The organism is Pseudobutyrivibrio sp. MD2005 (assembly GCF_000621865.1).
In the GTDB taxonomy this organism is placed as follows: domain Bacteria; phylum Bacillota; class Clostridia; order Lachnospirales; family Lachnospiraceae; genus Pseudobutyrivibrio.
On sequence record NZ_JHXE01000015.1, the window covers coordinates 54776 to 72701 of the forward strand.

The 17926-nt window shown below is 39.8% G+C and carries 16 protein-coding genes; 14 read left to right on the forward strand and 2 right to left on the reverse strand.

The annotated features are described in order from the left end of the window. The first annotated feature begins 26 nt into the window (after positions 1-26). From tpiA to thrC, 12 genes are all read left to right on the forward strand, one after another. Positions 27-773: a triose-phosphate isomerase gene (gene tpiA, locus T498_RS0106770; RefSeq protein WP_028235254.1), complete on the forward strand. Its 747-nt coding sequence runs from the start codon at positions 27-29 to the stop codon at positions 771-773. A 153-nt stretch (positions 774-926) separates the two neighbouring features. Continuing rightward, a complete protein-coding gene (locus T498_RS0106775) occupies positions 927-2153 on the forward strand; it encodes an SEL1-like repeat protein (RefSeq protein ID WP_028235255.1) in 1227 nt (408 codons plus the stop codon). Continuing rightward, entirely contained in the window at positions 2140-3519 is a 1380-nt protein-coding gene (locus T498_RS15160) for a CapA family protein (RefSeq protein WP_051524646.1), read from the forward strand. The genes T498_RS0106775 and T498_RS15160 overlap by 14 nt, the downstream gene beginning before the upstream one ends. A gap of 38 nt (positions 3520-3557) precedes the next feature. After that, entirely contained in the window at positions 3558-5102 is a 1545-nt protein-coding gene (gene gpmI / locus T498_RS0106785) for a 2,3-bisphosphoglycerate-independent phosphoglycerate mutase (protein ID WP_028235256.1), read from the forward strand. Between the two features lie 53 nt (positions 5103-5155). Beyond that, entirely contained in the window at positions 5156-6022 is an 867-nt protein-coding gene (locus T498_RS0106790) for a phosphoribosylaminoimidazolesuccinocarboxamide synthase (protein WP_028235257.1), read from the forward strand. Positions 6023-6129: 107 nt separating this feature from the next. Then, a complete protein-coding gene (gene purF, locus T498_RS0106795) occupies positions 6130-7575 on the forward strand; it encodes an amidophosphoribosyltransferase (RefSeq protein ID WP_028235258.1) in 1446 nt (481 codons plus the stop codon). 277 nt (positions 7576-7852) lie between these two features. After that, positions 7853-9304, forward strand: a complete 1452-nt coding sequence (gene purB / locus T498_RS0106800; protein ID WP_028235259.1) for an adenylosuccinate lyase — start codon at positions 7853-7855, stop codon at positions 9302-9304. 219 nt (positions 9305-9523) lie between these two features. Then, positions 9524-10621 carry an FAD:protein FMN transferase gene (locus T498_RS0106805; protein WP_036978060.1) on the forward strand — a complete coding sequence of 366 codons (1098 nt, stop codon included), beginning with the start codon at positions 9524-9526 and terminating at the stop codon, positions 10619-10621. A gap of 6 nt (positions 10622-10627) precedes the next feature. Then, entirely contained in the window at positions 10628-11005 is a 378-nt protein-coding gene (locus T498_RS0106810) for a NusG domain II-containing protein (RefSeq protein WP_028235261.1), read from the forward strand. A gap of 18 nt (positions 11006-11023) precedes the next feature. Then, positions 11024-11509 (forward strand): Gx transporter family protein, encoded by a 486-nt coding sequence (locus T498_RS0106815; protein WP_028235262.1) that lies wholly within the window; start codon positions 11024-11026, stop codon positions 11507-11509. A gap of 164 nt (positions 11510-11673) precedes the next feature. Beyond that, the gene (gene gdhA, locus T498_RS0106820) at positions 11674-13035 is read left to right on the forward strand and encodes an NADP-specific glutamate dehydrogenase (RefSeq protein ID WP_028235263.1); all 1362 of its coding nucleotides are present in this window, start codon (positions 11674-11676) and stop codon (positions 13033-13035) included. 21 nt (positions 13036-13056) lie between these two features. Continuing rightward, positions 13057-14547 (forward strand): threonine synthase, encoded by a 1491-nt coding sequence (thrC, locus tag T498_RS0106825; protein WP_028235264.1) that lies wholly within the window; start codon positions 13057-13059, stop codon positions 14545-14547. 151 nt (positions 14548-14698) lie between these two features. Here thrC and T498_RS0106830 read toward each other — a convergent pair whose 3' ends face one another. Together T498_RS0106830 and T498_RS0106835 are read right to left on the reverse strand one after the other, a co-directional pair. Beyond that, a complete protein-coding gene (locus T498_RS0106830; protein WP_028235265.1) occupies positions 14699-15580 on the reverse strand; it encodes a hypothetical protein in 882 nt (293 codons plus the stop codon). Positions 15581-15583: 3 nt separating this feature from the next. Beyond that, complete coding sequence (locus T498_RS0106835; protein WP_028235266.1) at positions 15584-15964, reverse strand: response regulator; 381 nt, start codon at positions 15962-15964, stop codon at positions 15584-15586. 857 nt (positions 15965-16821) lie between these two features. On the opposite strand from T498_RS0106835, the gene T498_RS0106840 reads away from it, so the two are divergent. Both T498_RS0106840 and T498_RS0106845 read left to right on the forward strand, forming a co-directional pair. Then, the gene (locus T498_RS0106840; RefSeq protein ID WP_028235267.1) at positions 16822-17172 is read left to right on the forward strand and encodes a hypothetical protein; all 351 of its coding nucleotides are present in this window, start codon (positions 16822-16824) and stop codon (positions 17170-17172) included. A gap of 78 nt (positions 17173-17250) precedes the next feature. Further along, positions 17251-17922, forward strand: a complete 672-nt coding sequence (locus T498_RS0106845) for a response regulator transcription factor (protein WP_028235268.1) — start codon at positions 17251-17253, stop codon at positions 17920-17922. Positions 17923-17926: the final 4 nt, after the last annotated feature.

Sequence of the window (17926 nt, forward strand, 5' to 3'; positions counted from 1 at the left end):
TTCTATTCTCGTAAAGGAGAGAAAAAATGGCAAGAAGAAGAATTATTGCCGGCAACTGGAAGATGAATATGACACCTTCTGAGGCTGTAAAGCTTGTTGCTGAGCTTAAGGATTTAGTAGTAAATGATGATGTTGATGTTGTATATTGCGTACCTGCAATCGACATCGTTCCTGTAGTAGAGGCAGTTAAGGGTACAAACGTAAACGTTGGTGCTGAGAACTTCTACATCGAGGACAAGGGTGCTTTCACTGGCGAAATTTCAGCTCCTATGCTTGTAGATGCTGGTGTTAAGTATGTTATCATGGGTCACTCTGAGAGAAGAGACATCTTTGGTGAGAATGATATTCTTATCAATGCAAAGGTTAAGAAGGCATTCGCTGCTGGTCTTACACCAATCCTTTGCTGTGGCGAGTCACTTGCACTTCGCAAGGCTGGCACATACAAGGAGTGGATCGAGCGTCAGATTACATGGGATCTTTCAGGCGTTACAGCTGATCAGGTAAAGAACCTTGTTATCGCTTACGAGCCAATCTGGGCTATCGGTACAGGTGAGACAGCTACAGCTGATCAGGCTGAAGAAGTTTGTGCATTCATCCGTGAGCTTATTGCTAAGCTTTATGATGGTGCAACAGCAGAGGCTGTTCGTATTCAGTACGGCGGATCTATGAATGCTTCAAATGCAGCAGAGCTTCTTAGCAAGCCAAACATCGATGGTGGTCTTATCGGTGGTGCTTCACTTAAGCCAGATTTTGGAAAGATTGTTAATGCTTAATTATCAATTTTGATATTGCACAATCAATATAATAAAACTTCCTAAAGTTTTTAAAAATGCATCAGATTTTCTGATGCATTTTTTTATTTAAAAGCCTTGTAAATTATGATATAATTTGCGCTGATGGACTTATTATGTCCTTGGAGGAATTCTATGAAACGTCATATTCGTTTATTAGTTCTACTAGCTATGTGTTCTTTTACATGTATAGCATGTGGAAAAAAAGACGATGAAGAGGTTGTAGACACTGGAGATACCACAGAACAGGTCGCATTTGACGACGTTGAGGTAGAGGACTACACCGTTCTTAAATACAATGAGCTTGAGGTCTTAGCTTACGAAGACGACACAGAAGCTCAGGTAATGCTTGGCCGTATGCTTGAATACGGCACAGAAGAAGTAAAGCAGGATTTTACGGAAGCTATTTCCTGGTATCAGATGGCATCTGATTCTGGTAATGCAGATGGTACTTGTGCCCTTGGCTATTTTTACCTTACAGGCACAGGAATCGATCAGGATTTAGATAAAGCAATGGAGTTATTTGATACTGCTATCGAAGGTGGTTCGGTTAATGCTTATGTTGGTAAAGCAAGAGTATTGCTTGCTAAGCAGGATTTAGTCGACGAGGACGTGGAAGACGACTTAGAGACAAAAGAAAAATCAGAAAGCAAATCGGAATCTACTGAGGATGAAGAAACTGCTTCACCAGAGGAAGAAATCTTTGATTTATTCTACAAGGCGCAGATTTCTGGAGATTTAGATGGCGCGTATTATTTAGCTTATTCTTATGAAAATGGTATAGGTACTGAGGTAGATTTTAAAAAGGCTTTTGATTACTATTCAAGGGTTACAAAATCAGACAGCACAGATTTAGCTGATCAGTACGCTAAGAATCTGGCAAATACTGCAATAGGTCTTTTATATATGAAGGGCTATGGAGTAGAAGCGGACAGTGAGCAGGCTATTGCTTATTTCACTACTGCGTCAGAAAACGGTTACGCTAAGGCGAGCTATTATCTTGGTCAGATTTATGAAAATGGCTTAGGTGTAGATAGAGATTATGAGCAGGCTATGGAGTATTATCTACTTGCAGCGGATTTAGATTATGCACCTGCACTTAATCAATTAGGCTATATGTATTACAATGGCTTTGGAGTAGATGTGGATTTCGCATCTGCGGTATATTATCAAAAACTTGCAGCATTGCAGGGTTATGCAATTGCTCAGGTTAATTTAGGTTTTCTTTACGAAAACGGATACGGGGTTGAGAGGAATTTGGAAACGGCTTTATCGTATTACGAAATGGCTGCTGATTCAGGATATGAGGGGGCTATGGAGGCTGTTGTCCGAGTTAAGGCACAGATAAATGAGGAAATGTAGATTCTATATTGCTGGAGTTTGCGTATGTCTCTTGTTGCTAGAAGGATGCGGTAAAATAACAACAGAGGTAGATAATGTAAATCTAGAGGCAAGTACACCACAACGAATTGAAATCGTAGATTTGGATGACGCGTGGGACACAATATTAAATAATAGTACACACGAATTTATTGGAGGGCATCCAATCGATGAATCCTTCCTTTCCATGGTTACATCAACTTATGGAGATGAAGTTATCGAACAGATTGCAAGTTATGCAAATTTTACCTCTCCAGAAATTTGGTACCAGCTCACAGGAAAGAGTATTCATGTTCTGTGGTATGATTATTGTTCTATCACAGGAATACAGAGCTATGCCTACGACAAGACTTATGTTATTGATAAAGATATAGACGGAGACATCGTTTTAGATTTTACTGGAGATGTTTCCTTTGCTGAGGGTATTGCCACTACGGCTTATATGGATCAGCAAATGAATGGCGTATATGATTGTTTTTCAGAAGATCTTATCTCTGAAATGCAGTCTGCAGATATATTGATGATAAATAATGAGTTCGCCTACACAGATAGAGGTGAGCCACTTGCTGGAAAAGCATACACATTTAGAGCTAACCCAAGCAGAGTATCACTGATGCAAGACTTGGGGGCAGATGTAGTTGGAATCGCCAATAATCATGTATATGATTACAATGAGATTGGTTTTTTGGATACACTAAACACTCTTAATGCGGCGCAGATGCCATATGTAGGAGCGGGTGTCAATCTTTCTGAGGCTAGAAAGCCACTGTATTTTATTATCGGTGGCAGAAAGATAGCTATTGTATCAGCTACTCAGATTGAACGCACACTTAATTACACTAAAGAAGCTACTGAGATTTCACCTGGTGTTATGAAATGTCTTCACCCGGAAGAATTCTGCAAGACAATTGCTGAAGCAAAAGAAAATGCTGATTTTGTAATAGCATTTGTACACTGGGGTACTGAGGGCAACGCCAATTACGGTGCAGACCAGACAGCTTTAGCCAGGTCATTTGTAGAGGCAGGAGCAGATGCAATCATAGGAGGGCATACTCACTGCTTACAGACAGTTGAATATATGGATGATGTGCCTATTTACTACAGCCTTGGCAATTATTGGTTTTCAACCACAGGCAATATGCCAATTGGATATGACACAGGCTTAGCACAGCTTCATATTACACCTGAAGGAAAGATAGAGTCATATTTCATCCCTTGTCATTTTGATGCTGGAGTTACCAGCGAGCTTAGCTCAGGGGATTCAAAATATACAAGCATTATTGATAGTCTAAATCTTATGTCGCAGACAGCGACAATAGATAAGGATGGACATATTAGTAAAAAATAAATATTTTCTAGCGCAGCTAGAATCAAGGAGGATTAACTATGAGTAAGAAACCTGTTGTACTTATGGTTCTTGATGGATATGGTCTTAATGACAATCCAAAGGGAAATGCCATCGCTATGGCAAACACACCTGTTATGGACAAGCTAATGGCTGAGTGCCCTTATGTGGCTGGTCAGGCATCTGGAATGTTTGTTGGACTTCCTGATGGTCAGATGGGAAATTCTGAGGTAGGCCATATGAATATCGGCGCAGGCCGTATTATTTACCAGGATTTAACACGTATCACTAAGGCAATCAGTGATGGTGAGTTCTTTGAAAATAAGGTTTTACTTGAAGCAATTGAGAATGCTAAGAAGAATAACGGAGATATTCATCTTTGGGGTCTTCTTTCTGATGGTGGTGTTCACAGCCACATCGAGCACCTTTACGGCATGCTTGAAATGTGCAAGAAGAATGGTCTTACAAATGTATTTGTTCACGCATTCCTTGATGGACGTGACACTCCACCAGCTTCTGGTAAGGATTTCTTAGCACAGCTTCAGTCTAAGATGGATGAAATCGGAGTTGGTGCTATTGCATCTCTTTCTGGTCGTTATTACGCAATGGATCGTGATAACAACTGGGACCGTGTAGAGAAGGCTTATAATTCGCTTGTAAAGGGCGAGGGCGTTCTTGCAACTTCAGTTCCTGATGCTATGCAGGCATCTTATGATGATGGTGTTACAGATGAGTTCGTACTTCCAACAGTTATTACAGATGCTGATGGAAAGCCTCTTTCAGTTGTTAAGAATGGCGATTCAGTTGTATTCTTTAACTTCCGTCCAGACCGTGCTCGTGAAATTACTAGAGCATTCTGCGATGATAAGTTTACTGGATTCGACAGAGAGTTCCTTAATCTTTACTATGCATGCTTCAAGGATTATGATGAGACAATTCCTAACAAGCACATTGCATTTGAAAAGGAATCTATTACAAATACATTCGGTGAGTTCTTAGCTAACAATGGTAAGAAGCAGCTTAGACTTGCTGAGACAGAAAAATACGCACACGTTACATTCTTCTTCAACGGTGGTGTTGAAGAGCCTAATAAGGACGAAGAAAGAATCCTTGTTAATTCACCAAAGGATGTAGCTACATATGACCTTAAGCCTGAAATGTCAGCACCTGAGGTTGGAGCAAAGCTTGTAGAGGCTATTAAGTCTGACAAGTACGATGTTATCGTAATCAACTTTGCTAACCCTGACATGGTTGGTCATACTGGCGTCATAGATGCAGCTGTTAAGGCTGTAGAGCGTGTTGACTCACTTGTAGGAGAAGCCGTAGAAGCAATCAAAGAAAAGGATGGAGCATTATTCATCTGTGCTGATCATGGTAATGCTGAGAAGATGATTGATTATGAGACAGGAGAGCCACACACAGCTCACACAACAAATCCTGTTCCATTTATCTTAGTTAACTACGATAGTGATTATACACTTCGCGAGGGCGGAGCTCTTTGCGATATCGCTCCTACACTTATCGAGATCATGGGTCTTGAGCAGCCAAAGGAGATGACTGGAAAGTCACTACTAATTAAGAAATAAACAGCATAGCTGTTTATAATAAACTAAATAAATATAGAGAGAGGATTTGATTTATGAAACCAATTAAAGAAGGAAAAGTAAGAGAAGTATACGATAATGGGGATAGCATTATCATGGTAGCCACAGATCGTATATCTGCATTCGATGTAATTCTTAAAAACAAGATTGTGAATAAGGGTGCAGTGCTTACCCAGATGTCTAAGTTCTGGTTTGAACTTACTTCTGACATCGTTCCAAATCACATGCTTTCAACTGATGTAAAAGATATGCCTGAGTTCTTCCAGAACGAAGAGTACAAGGGCAAGTCAATGATGTGCAAGAAGCTTACAATGCTTCCAATCGAGTGCATCGTTAGAGGTTACATCACAGGTTCTGGTTGGGCTAGCTACAAGGAGAACGGAACTGTTTGTGGCATTAAGCTTCCAGAGGGCTTGAAGGAATCCGACAAATTACCTGAACCTATTTACACTCCTTCAACAAAAGCAGAAATTGGTGATCATGATGAAAATATCTCTTTTGAACGTTCCATAGAGGTTCTTGAAAAAGAATTTCCAGGTCACGGCGAAGGGTACGCTAAGGCTCTTCGTGATAACACAATCGCACTTTATAAGAAGTGTGCAGATTATGCTCTTACAAAGGGTATCATTATTGCAGATACTAAGTTTGAGTTCGGCTTAGATGAGGATGGCAATATTGTTCTTGCTGACGAGATGCTCACTCCAGACAGCTCACGCTTCTGGCCACTTGAGGGTTATGAGCCAGGACATGGTCAGCCATCATTTGATAAGCAGTATGTTCGTGACTGGTTAAAAGCTAATCCAGAATCAGATTATTTACTTCCACAGGATGTAATCGATAAGACTATCGATAAGTATCTTGAAGCATATAAGTTACTAACAGGAAAGTCTCTTGAAGTGTAATTGTTTAATCAGGGAAGTTATTAAATGAATGGGAGGCATACTAAATAAGAATTTTGAGATGAAAATTCTTATTTTAGTATGACGACCCGTATGTATTAGGAGATTTTATGACAGATTTGAATTTAAAGGACATGCCATGGGGCGGATTGCATGAGGAGTGCGGCGTCTTTGCCATGTATGATTTTGACGGTGGAGATGTTGCCTCCTCAATTTATTATGGCCTTTTTGCTTTGCAGCACAGAGGACAGGAGAGCTGTGGTATCGCCGTATCTGATACTAACGGGCCTAAGCGCAATTATTGTTTACATAAAGATATGGGCCTTGTTAACGAGGTTTTTGATCAGGAAATCTTGGAGAATATGCATGGTGATATTGGTGTAGGACATACCAGATACTCCACTGCAGGTTCATCTACTCGAGAAAATGCACAGCCACTTGTTTTGTCTTATGTTAAGGGAATACTTGGTATGGCCCACAATGGTAATCTCATCAATGCGGAAGAACTTCGTGATGAGCTTTCTATGACAGGTGCTATTTTTCAAACCACAATTGATTCTGAGACAATTGCATATATTATCGCAAGAGAGCGTTTAAAGAGTGCAACAGTAGAAGAAGCTGTGGCAAGGACTTGCGATAAGATTAAGGGGGCTTATTCACTTGTAGTAATGTCACCTCGTAAGCTTATTGCAGCTCGTGACCCACAGGGCTTCAGACCTCTTTGCATTGGAAAGCGTGATAATGCTTATGTTATTGCATCTGAGTCATGTGCCCTTGATACAATCGGTGCAGAATTCATTCGAGATGTTGAGCCAGGTGAGATTGTTACTATCTCTCCAGATTTTGGAATCAAATCCGATAAGAGTCGTTGCATTGATAAATCAAAGCATGCTCGTTGTATATTTGAATATATTTATTTTGCAAGACCTGATAGTAATTTTGATGGTGAATCTGTTTATGATGCACGTATCAAAGCTGGCCGTTTCTTAGCTCAGGATTCTCCTGTAGAGGCTGATCTTGTTGTTGGTGTTCCTGAATCAGGTAACGCTGCAGCTCAAGGTTATGCACTTGAATCAGGCATTCCTTATGGAACTGCATTCATTAAGAACAGTTACGTTGGCCGTACATTTATTAAGCCTAAGCAGAAGAGCAGAGAGTCTTCTGTGCAGGTTAAGCTAAATGCTCTTCGTGAGGTGGTTAAAGGCAAGCGTATCATCATGATAGATGATTCTATCGTACGAGGCACCACATCAGATCGCATTGTGAAGATGCTTCGTGATGCTGGCGCCACAGAGGTGCATGTGCGTATATCATCGCCACCATTCTTGTGGCCATGTTATTTCGGCACTGATGTACCATGCCGTGAACAGCTGATTGCTTACAATCATTCAGTAGAAGAAATTCGAGACATCATTGGAGCCGATTCATTGGCATACTTAGACTTCAATCGTCTACCTCAGATGGTTGGCGGCCTCGAGATTTGTCATGGCTGCTTCGATGGTAACTACCCAATGGAGCCACCAACCACCGATATACGTGGTGAGTACGAGAGATAAAATCCGCTAATTTGTTACGCCATCGTAGTTTGTTATGCTCCCGTAGGGCACCTTCCATACCTTCGCCCGGGTCCTCCCGCCGGCGTAGGCCCTCCCGGGCTCGGCATGGTGCCTCCCTACTCGCGCTTGCCTAGTTTATGTTGGCGTAACATGAATTAGCCATACGTAGCAATCAAGCTCTGAAAAGTACTCAAGCGAGACATGTTGTCGAGCGGAGTATTTTCAGGCTTGTAAGCGTAACGTATGGCGTTGAGAATACGTATAATAAGGAGAGAAAATGAGTACAGATAGATATACAAGCCCACTTTCAGAGAGATACGCTAGCAAGGAGATGCAGTACATTTTTTCACAGGACAAGAAGTTTTCGACATGGAGACGACTTTGGATTGCCCTTGCTGAGACAGAAATGGAACTTGGCCTTTCACAGGACGGAAAGCCAGTTATCACTCAGGATATGATTGATGAGATGAAGCAGCACATCGAGGATATCAATTATGATGTTGCTAAGGCTCGTGAAAAGGAAGTAAGACATGATGTAATGAGCCATGTTTATGCTTATGGTAAGCAGTGTCCAAAGGCAGCAGGTATTATTCACCTTGGAGCAACTAGCTGCTATGTAGGCGATAATACAGATATTATTATCATGAGAGATGCCCTTCTTTTAGTTAGAAAGAAGCTTGTAAATGTTATTGCAGAGCTTGCGGCATTTGCTGAGAAGTATAAAGCTCAACCTACACTTGCATTTACACATTTCCAGCCAGCACAGCCTACTACAGTAGGTAAGCGTGCAACACTTTGGCTTAATGAGTTTGTAATGGATCTTGAAGATCTTGATTATGTTCTTTCTACTCTTAAGCTTCTTGGTTCAAAGGGTACAACAGGTACACAGGCTAGCTTCTTGGAGCTTTTCAATGGGGATAACGAAACAATCGATAAGATTGATCCTATGATTGCAGAAAAGATGGGATTCAAGGCTTGCTATCCAGTATCTGGTCAGACATATTCACGTAAGGTAGACACAAGAGTTTGCAACATCCTTGCCGGTATTGCAGCAAGTGCTCACAAGATGTCAAATGATATCAGACTTCTTCAGCATCTTAAGGAAGTAGAAGAGCCATTTGAGAAGAGTCAGATTGGTTCATCAGCGATGGCTTATAAGCGCAATCCTATGAGAAGTGAGCGTATCGCATCTCTTTCAAGATACGTAATGATTGATGCTTTAAACCCAGCTATTACATCAGCTACACAGTGGTTTGAGCGTACACTTGATGATTCAGCTAACAAGCGTCTTTCTATTGCAGAAGGATTCCTTGCAACAGATGGTGTCCTTGATCTTTGCTTAAATGTTGTAGATGGTCTTGTTGTTTACGATAAGGTTATTGCAAAGCGTCTTATGTCAGAGCTTCCATTTATGGCAACAGAAAATATCATGATGGATGCAGTTAAGCTTGGCGGCAATCGTCAGGAGCTTCATGAGAAGATTCGTACACTTTCTATGGAAGCAGGAAAGAATGTAAAGGTAGAGGGTAAGGATAACAACCTTCTTGAACTTATCGCTGCAGATGATGAGTTCCCAATGGGACTTGAGGAGCTTGAGGCTACAATGGAGCCAGCTCGTTATGTAGGCCGTAGCCCACGTCAGGTTGAAGTTTACTTAAGAGATGTGATTAATCCAATACTTGAGGCTAATAAAGATGTTCTTGGAGTAAAAGCAGAGATTAACGTATAGGTTTTTGTTTTTCCTCAGAAAAACAAGAACCGGAGATGGACCAATATTTTCTGAAAGAAAATGTTGCTTGGCGAAGCCAAGTTTTTGTGGGCTTTTTCCTTAAGTAGCCCACAAAAAGTCATAATTTTTTTACAATAAATACCATGGTCAAGCGACCATGGTATTTTTGTGGATGAAAATATTAGTAAGGTATATAATGGCATCATGAGAAAAAAAGGTATGGAAAAAAGTGTGATACTATCTGCTATAGCGGTAGCGGCATTGATAGTGTTCATTGTAGTGGTTCAATCAAATAAAGGGAATCATATAGCTGCAGAAATTAGTGCTGATAGTAATTCAAATGAGTTGACAAAGTATACGGTTAACTATTTAGATGTATTTGATACCAGTACAGATATTACTGGTTTTACAAATACCCAGGACGAATTCAATGATGAAGCTGCTGTCATAAAAGAACAGCTTACTTATTACAATAATCTTTATGATATTTATAATGATTATGATGGAATGAACAACATCAAGACAATCAATGACAATGCTGGAGTTGCACCTGTTGAAGTTGATTCTGAGATAATAGAGCTTATTAAGTTTGGACAGGATATGTACGACCTTACTGATGGCAAAGTTAATATAGCTATGGGTTCGGTCCTAAGGATTTGGCATGAGTATCGTGAATACGGAATAAATAATCCTGAAAAAGCAAGCCTGCCGGATTTGGCTGAATTACAAGCGGCAGCAGAACACACAGATATAAATAATGTGATTGTTGATGAGAAAGCCAGCACGGTTTATCTTGCAGATAAAGATATGTCGTTGGATGTTGGCAGTATTGCAAAGGGGTATGCGGTGCAGCAGGTGTTGGAGTATTGCAAGGCCCAGGGAATGAACAATATCTTATTTAGCGTTGGCGGCAATATTGCAGGACTTGGCACAAGAGGGGATGGCACTAATTTTAAAATTGCTATTCAAAATCCTGATTTAGAAAGCTCAGAACCATATATTGAAAAGCTGTCTATAACAGATGGTCAGTGTGTCGTTTCATCAGGCGATTACCAAAGATTCTACCAGGTTGATGGAAAGCGATATTGTCATATTATAAATCCTGATACATTGTATCCAAGCGAGACTTTTGCAGGAGTATCAATTCTGACAGATGATTCGGCTAAAGCAGATGCTTTATCGACTGCTTTATTTAATATGACTTTAGAGGAAGGACAAGATTTTATAAACTCTCAAGATGGAGTGGAAGCAATGTGGGTTTATCACGATGGAACTGTGGTTTACTCAGAGCATTTTGAGGATAGTGTTATAGAATAGGATTCTATGAAGAAAAATGATGTATACCTGATAATTTGTATACTGGTTGTTTGTGGCGGGATAGCCTTAATCACAAATCTGGTGACCCGTGCCAAGACAACAGATGCAGCAGTAGCTGTTGTAACGATTGATGGAAGTGAGTATGGCAGATTTCCTCTTGATGTAGATACAGAAGAGACTATTAGATTTGAGGATGGAAGCTATAATACACTGACTATACACGATGGCATCTGCGATATATCAGAAGCAAGCTGTCCGGACCAGATTTGCGTTAATCATATGCCCATCCAGTATAATGGACAAAATATCGTGTGTCTTCCTAATAAGCTGGTGGTTACCATTGAAAATGGCGAGGAAGACGACATAGACGGAATGACTCATTAATGTGGCTTAGGAGGGAAAATGAAGACTAAAAGACTTACAACGCTAGGCCTGTTAATGGCTCTTGCCTTTGTGCTTTCATATGTGGAATACTTGCTCCCGCTTAATATAGGTATTCCTGGCGCGAAAGTTGGCCTTGCTAATCTGGTGGTTATGGTAGCGCTTTATTCCATAGGTTCAAAAGACGCCTTGTTGCTTTCATTTGTGAGAGTTTTGCTAGTGGGCTTTACTTTTGGAAATATGGCAATGATGTTGTACTCAATGGCTGGGGCAGTTCTTTCGTTTTTTGCGATGCTTCTATTTAAAAGAACAAAGCTGTTTACCGCTACAGGTGTTAGCGTAATAGGCGGAGTATTTCATAATGTTGGACAGATAATAGTTGCTATATTTGTTTTAGAAACGGCAAGTCTGATTTACTATTTGCCATTTCTTATTATCATAGGGACTGTATCTGGAGTGGTGATTGGCATCATTTCCAGCATGATAATTACAAGAATTAAAATCTAATTATTTTAACCAAAAAATAGGTATTTCCACTTGTTTATTTTTTATGATTTCTTGTACAAACTTTATTGCATTAAAGTAATAAATGATGTAAAATTGCCTTAGTTTTTGTCGGGTGGCTTAGTTCGGCAAATTGAACTACATAATCTGAAAGGAGATATATTGTAATGAATTTTAAAAGTAGTTATTTACAGCGCGTTTACGATGGCCTTGAGTCTAGAAACGCAGAACAGAAGGAATTCCTTCAGGCAGTTAGCGAGGTTTTAGAGTCATTAGAGCCAGTTGTTGCTGCTAATCCTAAGCTTGAGGAGCTTGGCGTTATTGAGCGTATCGTTGAGCCAGAGCGTATCATTCAGTTCAGAGTTTCATGGGTAGATGATCAGGGCAAAGTTCAGGTTAACCGTGGATACAGAGTTCAGTTTAATTCAGCCATCGGACCTTACAAGGGTGGTCTCAGACTTCATCCTTCAGTAAACTTATCAGTTATCAAGTTCTTAGGTTTCGAGCAGATCTTCAAGAACTCACTTACAACACTTCCTATCGGTGGTGGTAAGGGTGGTTCTGACTTCGATCCTAAGGGTAAGTCAGATATGGAAATCATGCGTTTCTGCCAGGCATTCATGACAGAGCTTGCTAAGCACATCGGTGCTGACACTGACGTTCCAGCTGGTGATATCGGCGTTGGTGCTCGTGAGATTGGTTTCATGTATGGTCAGTACAAGAGACTTCGCAACGAGTTCACAGGTGTACTTACAGGTAAGGGACTTTCATACGGTGGTTCACTTGCTCGTACACAGGCTACAGGTTATGGTGTATGCTACTTCACACAGGAAATGTTAAAGTCAGCTAAGAACACAAGCTTCGAAGGCAAGACAGTAGCTGTTTCAGGTGCTGGTAACGTTGCTATCTATGCTATCGAAAAGGCATATCAGCTTGGTGCTAAGCCTGTTACATGTTCTGATTCTACAGGTTGGGTTTACGATCCAGAGGGAATCGATCTTGAGCTTCTTAAGGAAATCAAGGAAGTTAAGAGAGCACGTCTTTCAGAATATGTTAAGACTAGAACAAACGCTGAATATCATGAGAAGAAGAATGGTGAGCACGGCGTATGGCAGTACAAGGTAGACATTGCTCTTCCATGTGCTACACAGAACGAGCTTAACGAAGAAGATGCTAAGATGCTTATCGCTAACGGCGTAACAGCTGTAGCTGAGGGTGCTAACATGCCTTCAACTCCAGAAGCAGTTGCAGCATTCCAGGCAGCTGGCGTTCTCTTTGGACCAGCTAAGGCTGCTAACGCAGGTGGTGTTGCTACATCAGCTCTTGAGATGTCACAGAACTCTGAGAGACTTCACTGGACATTCGAAGAAGTAGATTCTAAGCTTAAGGGAATCATGGAAGGTATTTTCCACGCATGTGATGATGCTTCTAAGAAGTACGGTATGGAAGGTAACTACGTTGCAGGTGCTAACATCGCAGGCTTCGAGAAGGTTGCTGATGCTATGATTGCACAGGGTATTGCATACTAATATAAACGAGAGGAATAATCTATGGTAGTCAATTACGTTAGTACAAGGGACACTAAAAAGCAGGAGATTACTGCTTCACAGGCTATATTAAAGGGTTTGGCAGATGATGGAGGATTGTTCGTTCCTACATCCATTCCCAAACTTGATAAGTCATTAAAAGAGCTTTCTGAAATGACATATCAGGAGGTTGCTTACGAAGTGTTAAAGCTTTTCCTTACTGATTTTACAGAAGAGGAGCTTAAGCATTGCATTAACAGTGCATATGATAGCAAGTTCGACACTGAGGAGATTGCGCCTTTAGTTATGGCTGATGGTGCATATTACCTTGAGCTTTTCCACGGGGCTACAATAGCATTTAAGGATATGGCACTTTCTATATTGCCACATCTTATGATTACATCCGCTCGCAAGAATAAAATCAAAAATGACATTGTTATTTTAACTGCTACATCTGGTGATACAGGAAAGGCTGCTCTTGCAGGCTTTGCAGATGTAGAGGGCACTCGTATAGTTGTTTTCTATCCAAAGAATGGTGTTTCAGCTATTCAGGAGCGTCAGATGGTAACTCAAAAGGGTGATAACACTCATGTAGTTGGCATTAAGGGTAACTTTGATCAGGCGCAGACTGGCGTTAAGGAAATGTTTAACGATAAGGAACTTGCTGCTGAGTTAGATGCAGCAGGTTTCCAGTTCTCGTCTGCTAACTCAATAAATATAGGACGTTTGGTTCCACAGATTGCTTACTACGTATATGCTTATGTTAAGCTTCTTGGAGAGGAGAAGATTTCTGATGGAGAGACTATTAATGTAGTTGTTCCAACAGGCAACTTTGGGAATATTCTTGCTGCATTCTATGCAAAGAATATGGGTCTTCCTATTGAAAAGCTTATCTGTGCTTCTAACGAGAATAAGGTTCTTTATGATTTCTTCTCAACTGGAGAGTACGATAAGAACAGAGAGTTTATCCTTACAAACTCACCTTCAATGGATATTCTTATCTCTAGCAACTTAGAGAGACTTATTTATCATATTGCTGGAAATGATGCTGAAAAGAATTCTGAGCTTATGGAAGGTCTCAGGACAACAGGTAAATACGAAATTACAGCAGAGATGAGAGAGAAGCTTTCTAGTTTCTATGGCAATTTTGCAACAGAAAAAGAAACTGGAGATGCTATCAAGAAATTATACGAGGATACAGGATATATCATTGATACTCATACTGGAGTTGCTGCTTCTGTATATGGTAAATACAAGGCTGAAACAGGTGATGATAAGGCTACTGTCATTGCATCTACAGCAAGCCCATTTAAGTTTACACGTGCGGTAATGGGAGCAATTGATACAGATTATGAGAATGAAGAAGATTTTGTACTTGTAGATAAGCTTTCAGAATTAGGAAAGGTTGCAGTTCCAAATGCAATCGAGGAAATTCGTACAGCGCCAGTTCGTCACGATACAGTTGTTGAAGTATCTGATATGTGTGCTGAGGTGAAGCGTTTCTTAGGTATCTAATATCGTAAGTTGTCATCTAGTTAAATATTTACAAAAATAAAATGAGCCAGGACGTAGGTAACAAGCTCTAATATGTCTCTAGCGAAGCTTTCTATGCGAAGCTAGAGATATCATTAGGCTTGTAACCGTAACGTACTGGCTTTTTATAGTCTTAGAAACAAATTATTAGATGAATAGTTCCAAATGGATAGGCAACAGGGAAGTCAACGACTTTGTTTGGGCCGGTAAGAATACCTTCTGCAGCAATTTCTGGTGGTTCTAAAGAAATTGTTTGGGATGTAGTATTCGATACATTTACAATGAACAATCCATTATGAAGATTTAAGAAATCTTCTAGAGCTGCTATGACATATTCGTCAAACTCCAGGAATTCCTCTTTTGCGTATCTTGATGCGAATGCGATAGCTGTTTCTCGGTCACAGTCGATATGTGTAAGATAGTTTTTATCGCTGGCAATTTTCTGTGAAACACCAAATGTAATAGGATATTCATCCAAAACCATAGGTGTGAGTGGAGAAAAATCTTCACCAACAAATCTAATCAAGCTATTAAACATAAGCTCGAGATACATTACATTAGTTTCTTCAACTGGCATTTCTGCCATAATAAAGAATTTAGAAATGATAGCTTCAACAGCTTCCTGATTTTCAACATCTAAGCTTAAATCGTAAAGCTCAGTATCATTTTTATAATCGAATAAAATGCGCTCCAACTCTTCATAGGAGAACACTCCGTCTTCTACAAGATTTTGACCAAGTAAAATGTAATCAGGTGTTTGCTTAGTCAGGAGGTCATTTACTTGTTCTTCGGTAAGATAACCTCTATTGACAGCAATTTCACCAAAGCGCTTATCTTCACGGGTTTGCACGTAAAGGCATTCGTCTACTTCTTTAGCTGTCATAAGACTTTCATGAATAGCAATCGTTCCAAGCTTTATATGTGTCTGTGAAAGACGAGACATAGCATTGAAAAGCTGCTCTTGAGTTACTATTCCTCTTTGAAGCAGATAATTACCCAAAAACTGTGTATACATAGATTAATTTCCTCCAAGTCGAAGTTCAATTATTTCAGTTATTTGATTAGTTTCGAACGGCTTCTGAATAAAATCTTTTGCTCCAAGCTGAATAGCTTTCTTTAGTTGATCTTGTGTACCAACTGAAGAAACGATGATGATTACAGCATCGCTATCAAATTCTTTAATTTCGGATAGAGCAGTGGTTCCGTCTTTTTCCGGCATTACTATATCCATAAAAACTAAATCTGGTTTCTTTTCTTTATAAAGATTAACTGCTTCGGCGCCATTTTTACCTTCAATGAATTCAGCACCAGTAGCAACTTTTTTTACAGCATCCATTAATTGCTTTCTTGCAAGTACCGAATCGTCACATACCAGTATTTTCTTGCCTGTAATGTCCATAAATCATCTCCTCCTGTATAGTGTGACATTTTTACTTTTTCAGAACAAATTGTGAGCATAATTCTATAAATTTATAATACAATAACGAATGCTAATATTCAAATGGATTTATGTTAAAATTTATTGTTACCATTCACAGTTTATTTTGGAGTGACGCCCTCAACAAAGGCTGTGGCCTCCAGTATACACATGGCGTGATTTTGCGAATATTGCAGTTTTTCTTATGGGCCAAATTTATGCATCTCGCATGTGTCTTGTTGCGGAATGAACCATTTTGAAAAATGATTTTTAGGTGGCGGACACTGCAGTTTTTTATGTACTTCTCAGGCTGAGGGGACTTGGTTTCATATTACGCTTGCTAAGTAACATGACAAAGCAGGTTTTGCATATATAATCACCGTGGCACATTCAACATCGTGTTTTAAGTGACCACTTGCGCTGCCGTCCATGGCAGCGCATGCTTATATATTGCAAAACCTGCTTTTATGTTACTAAGCTCGCTCCAAAATCAACCAAGTCCCCCTCAGCCTAAGAAGTACAAATTACACCAGACTGTGTGTCCGCCAACCAAAAACCTTTTTCAAAATTGTACAGGCCTGCAAAAGACACATGTAAATAAAAGATGCATAAATGGCCCATTAGAAAAACGCAATATTCTTGCAATGCGCCATGTGTATACTGTAGGCCACAGCCTTTGTTGAGGGCGTCATAAATGTGTGGCAACTGTGAATGGTAACAATTTATTGACTTTCAGTATTACTCCATGGAGTGGGAAATGGGGAATTGCGTCTAGAAAATATAAGGGAAAAAAGCTATAATTATCCTACTATATTGTTTTACATTTGGAGGAAAGAATAATGGATATGAGTTTTATGACAATATTTGATTTAGTCATTGGGGTGCTCGGAGCTTATTTGGTTTTTATCGGCATTAAATGCTCTAAAAAGGGTGAGGTAGATCCGATGATGATTACTGCAGAAGAGTTGACAAAATGTAGTGATATTAAAGGACTTTCAAAGTATCTGATGCCAAAGACAGCTATTTTTGGAGCTTTTTGTGTAGTATTTGGTGCTCAAGGATTTCTTAACGATACAGGAAAAGTGTCATTCCCACAGACTGTAAATGTAGTTTTTTTAATTGCATTTGTCTTGGTATGGGTCGTTTTTTCTATTGCTATCCGTAAAGCAAAGAAGACATATATTCACTAAAAAATTATCCAGCAATCACGAGATATTCACATTTTCAACGTATCATAATAATCGAGGCAAAATCAATTGGAGGTTGATATGAAAAAGATTTTAGTGGTAGATGATGAGGAGAAGATTCGCTCAATAATTCGCAAATATGGTGAATTTGAAGGTTATGAAGTAGCTGAAGCATGTGATGGTATGGATGCCATAGAAAAAGTAAAGGCTAACAGCGACTATGATGTTATTATTATGGATGTAATGATGCCTGAGCTTGACGGATTTTCAGCTTGTAGTGAGATAAAAAAGATAAAGGACATTCCGGTTATTATGCTTTCGGCTCGAGGTGAAGAGTACGATCGAATCCATGGATTTGAGGCAGGCGTAGACGACTATGTTGTCAAACCATTTTCACCAAAGGAACTTATGATGCGAATCAAGGTTGTTACCAGTCGCAGCAGGAATGAGTCAGAGGCTGTAGATGTATTCAGATATGAAGGTCTTGAGGTTAATTTTACTGCTAGAACGGTTTCTATAGATGGAAAACGTATCGATATGTCTCCAAAAGAATATGAGCTTTTGTTTTACTTAGTTAGAAATAAAAATATTGCTCTTGAACGAGAACGCCTGATTACCGAGGTTTGGGGATATGATTATTACGGTGATGACAGAACACTTGATACTCATATTAAGCTTCTTAGAAACAGCCTTGGTGAATACCGTAAGCTACTAGTTACATTACGTGGCGTTGGCTATAGATTCGAGGCATAATATT

Coding starts and splice junctions, on each gene's coding strand:
- T498_RS0106830 (WP_028235265.1), bottom strand. CDS start 15,580: ATGTATACACAGTTTTTGGGTAATTATCTGCTTCAAAGAGGAATAGTA.
- gdhA (WP_028235263.1), top strand. CDS start 11,674: ATGAATTTTAAAAGTAGTTATTTACAGCGCGTTTACGATGGCCTTGAG.
- tpiA (WP_028235254.1), top strand. CDS start 27: ATGGCAAGAAGAAGAATTATTGCCGGCAACTGGAAGATGAATATGACA.
- T498_RS0106845 (WP_028235268.1), top strand. CDS start 17,251: ATGAAAAAGATTTTAGTGGTAGATGATGAGGAGAAGATTCGCTCAATA.
- purB (WP_028235259.1), top strand. CDS start 7,853: ATGAGTACAGATAGATATACAAGCCCACTTTCAGAGAGATACGCTAGC.
- T498_RS0106775 (WP_028235255.1), top strand. CDS start 927: ATGAAACGTCATATTCGTTTATTAGTTCTACTAGCTATGTGTTCTTTT.
- T498_RS15160 (WP_051524646.1), top strand. CDS start 2,140: ATGAGGAAATGTAGATTCTATATTGCTGGAGTTTGCGTATGTCTCTTG.
- T498_RS0106810 (WP_028235261.1), top strand. CDS start 10,628: ATGAAGAAAAATGATGTATACCTGATAATTTGTATACTGGTTGTTTGT.
- T498_RS0106840 (WP_028235267.1), top strand. CDS start 16,822: ATGGATATGAGTTTTATGACAATATTTGATTTAGTCATTGGGGTGCTC.
- T498_RS0106790 (WP_028235257.1), top strand. CDS start 5,156: ATGAAACCAATTAAAGAAGGAAAAGTAAGAGAAGTATACGATAATGGG.
- T498_RS0106835 (WP_028235266.1), bottom strand. CDS start 15,964: ATGGACATTACAGGCAAGAAAATACTGGTATGTGACGATTCGGTACTT.
- T498_RS0106815 (WP_028235262.1), top strand. CDS start 11,024: ATGAAGACTAAAAGACTTACAACGCTAGGCCTGTTAATGGCTCTTGCC.
- T498_RS0106805 (WP_036978060.1), top strand. CDS start 9,524: ATGGAAAAAAGTGTGATACTATCTGCTATAGCGGTAGCGGCATTGATA.
- thrC (WP_028235264.1), top strand. CDS start 13,057: ATGGTAGTCAATTACGTTAGTACAAGGGACACTAAAAAGCAGGAGATT.
- gpmI (WP_028235256.1), top strand. CDS start 3,558: ATGAGTAAGAAACCTGTTGTACTTATGGTTCTTGATGGATATGGTCTT.
- purF (WP_028235258.1), top strand. CDS start 6,130: ATGACAGATTTGAATTTAAAGGACATGCCATGGGGCGGATTGCATGAG.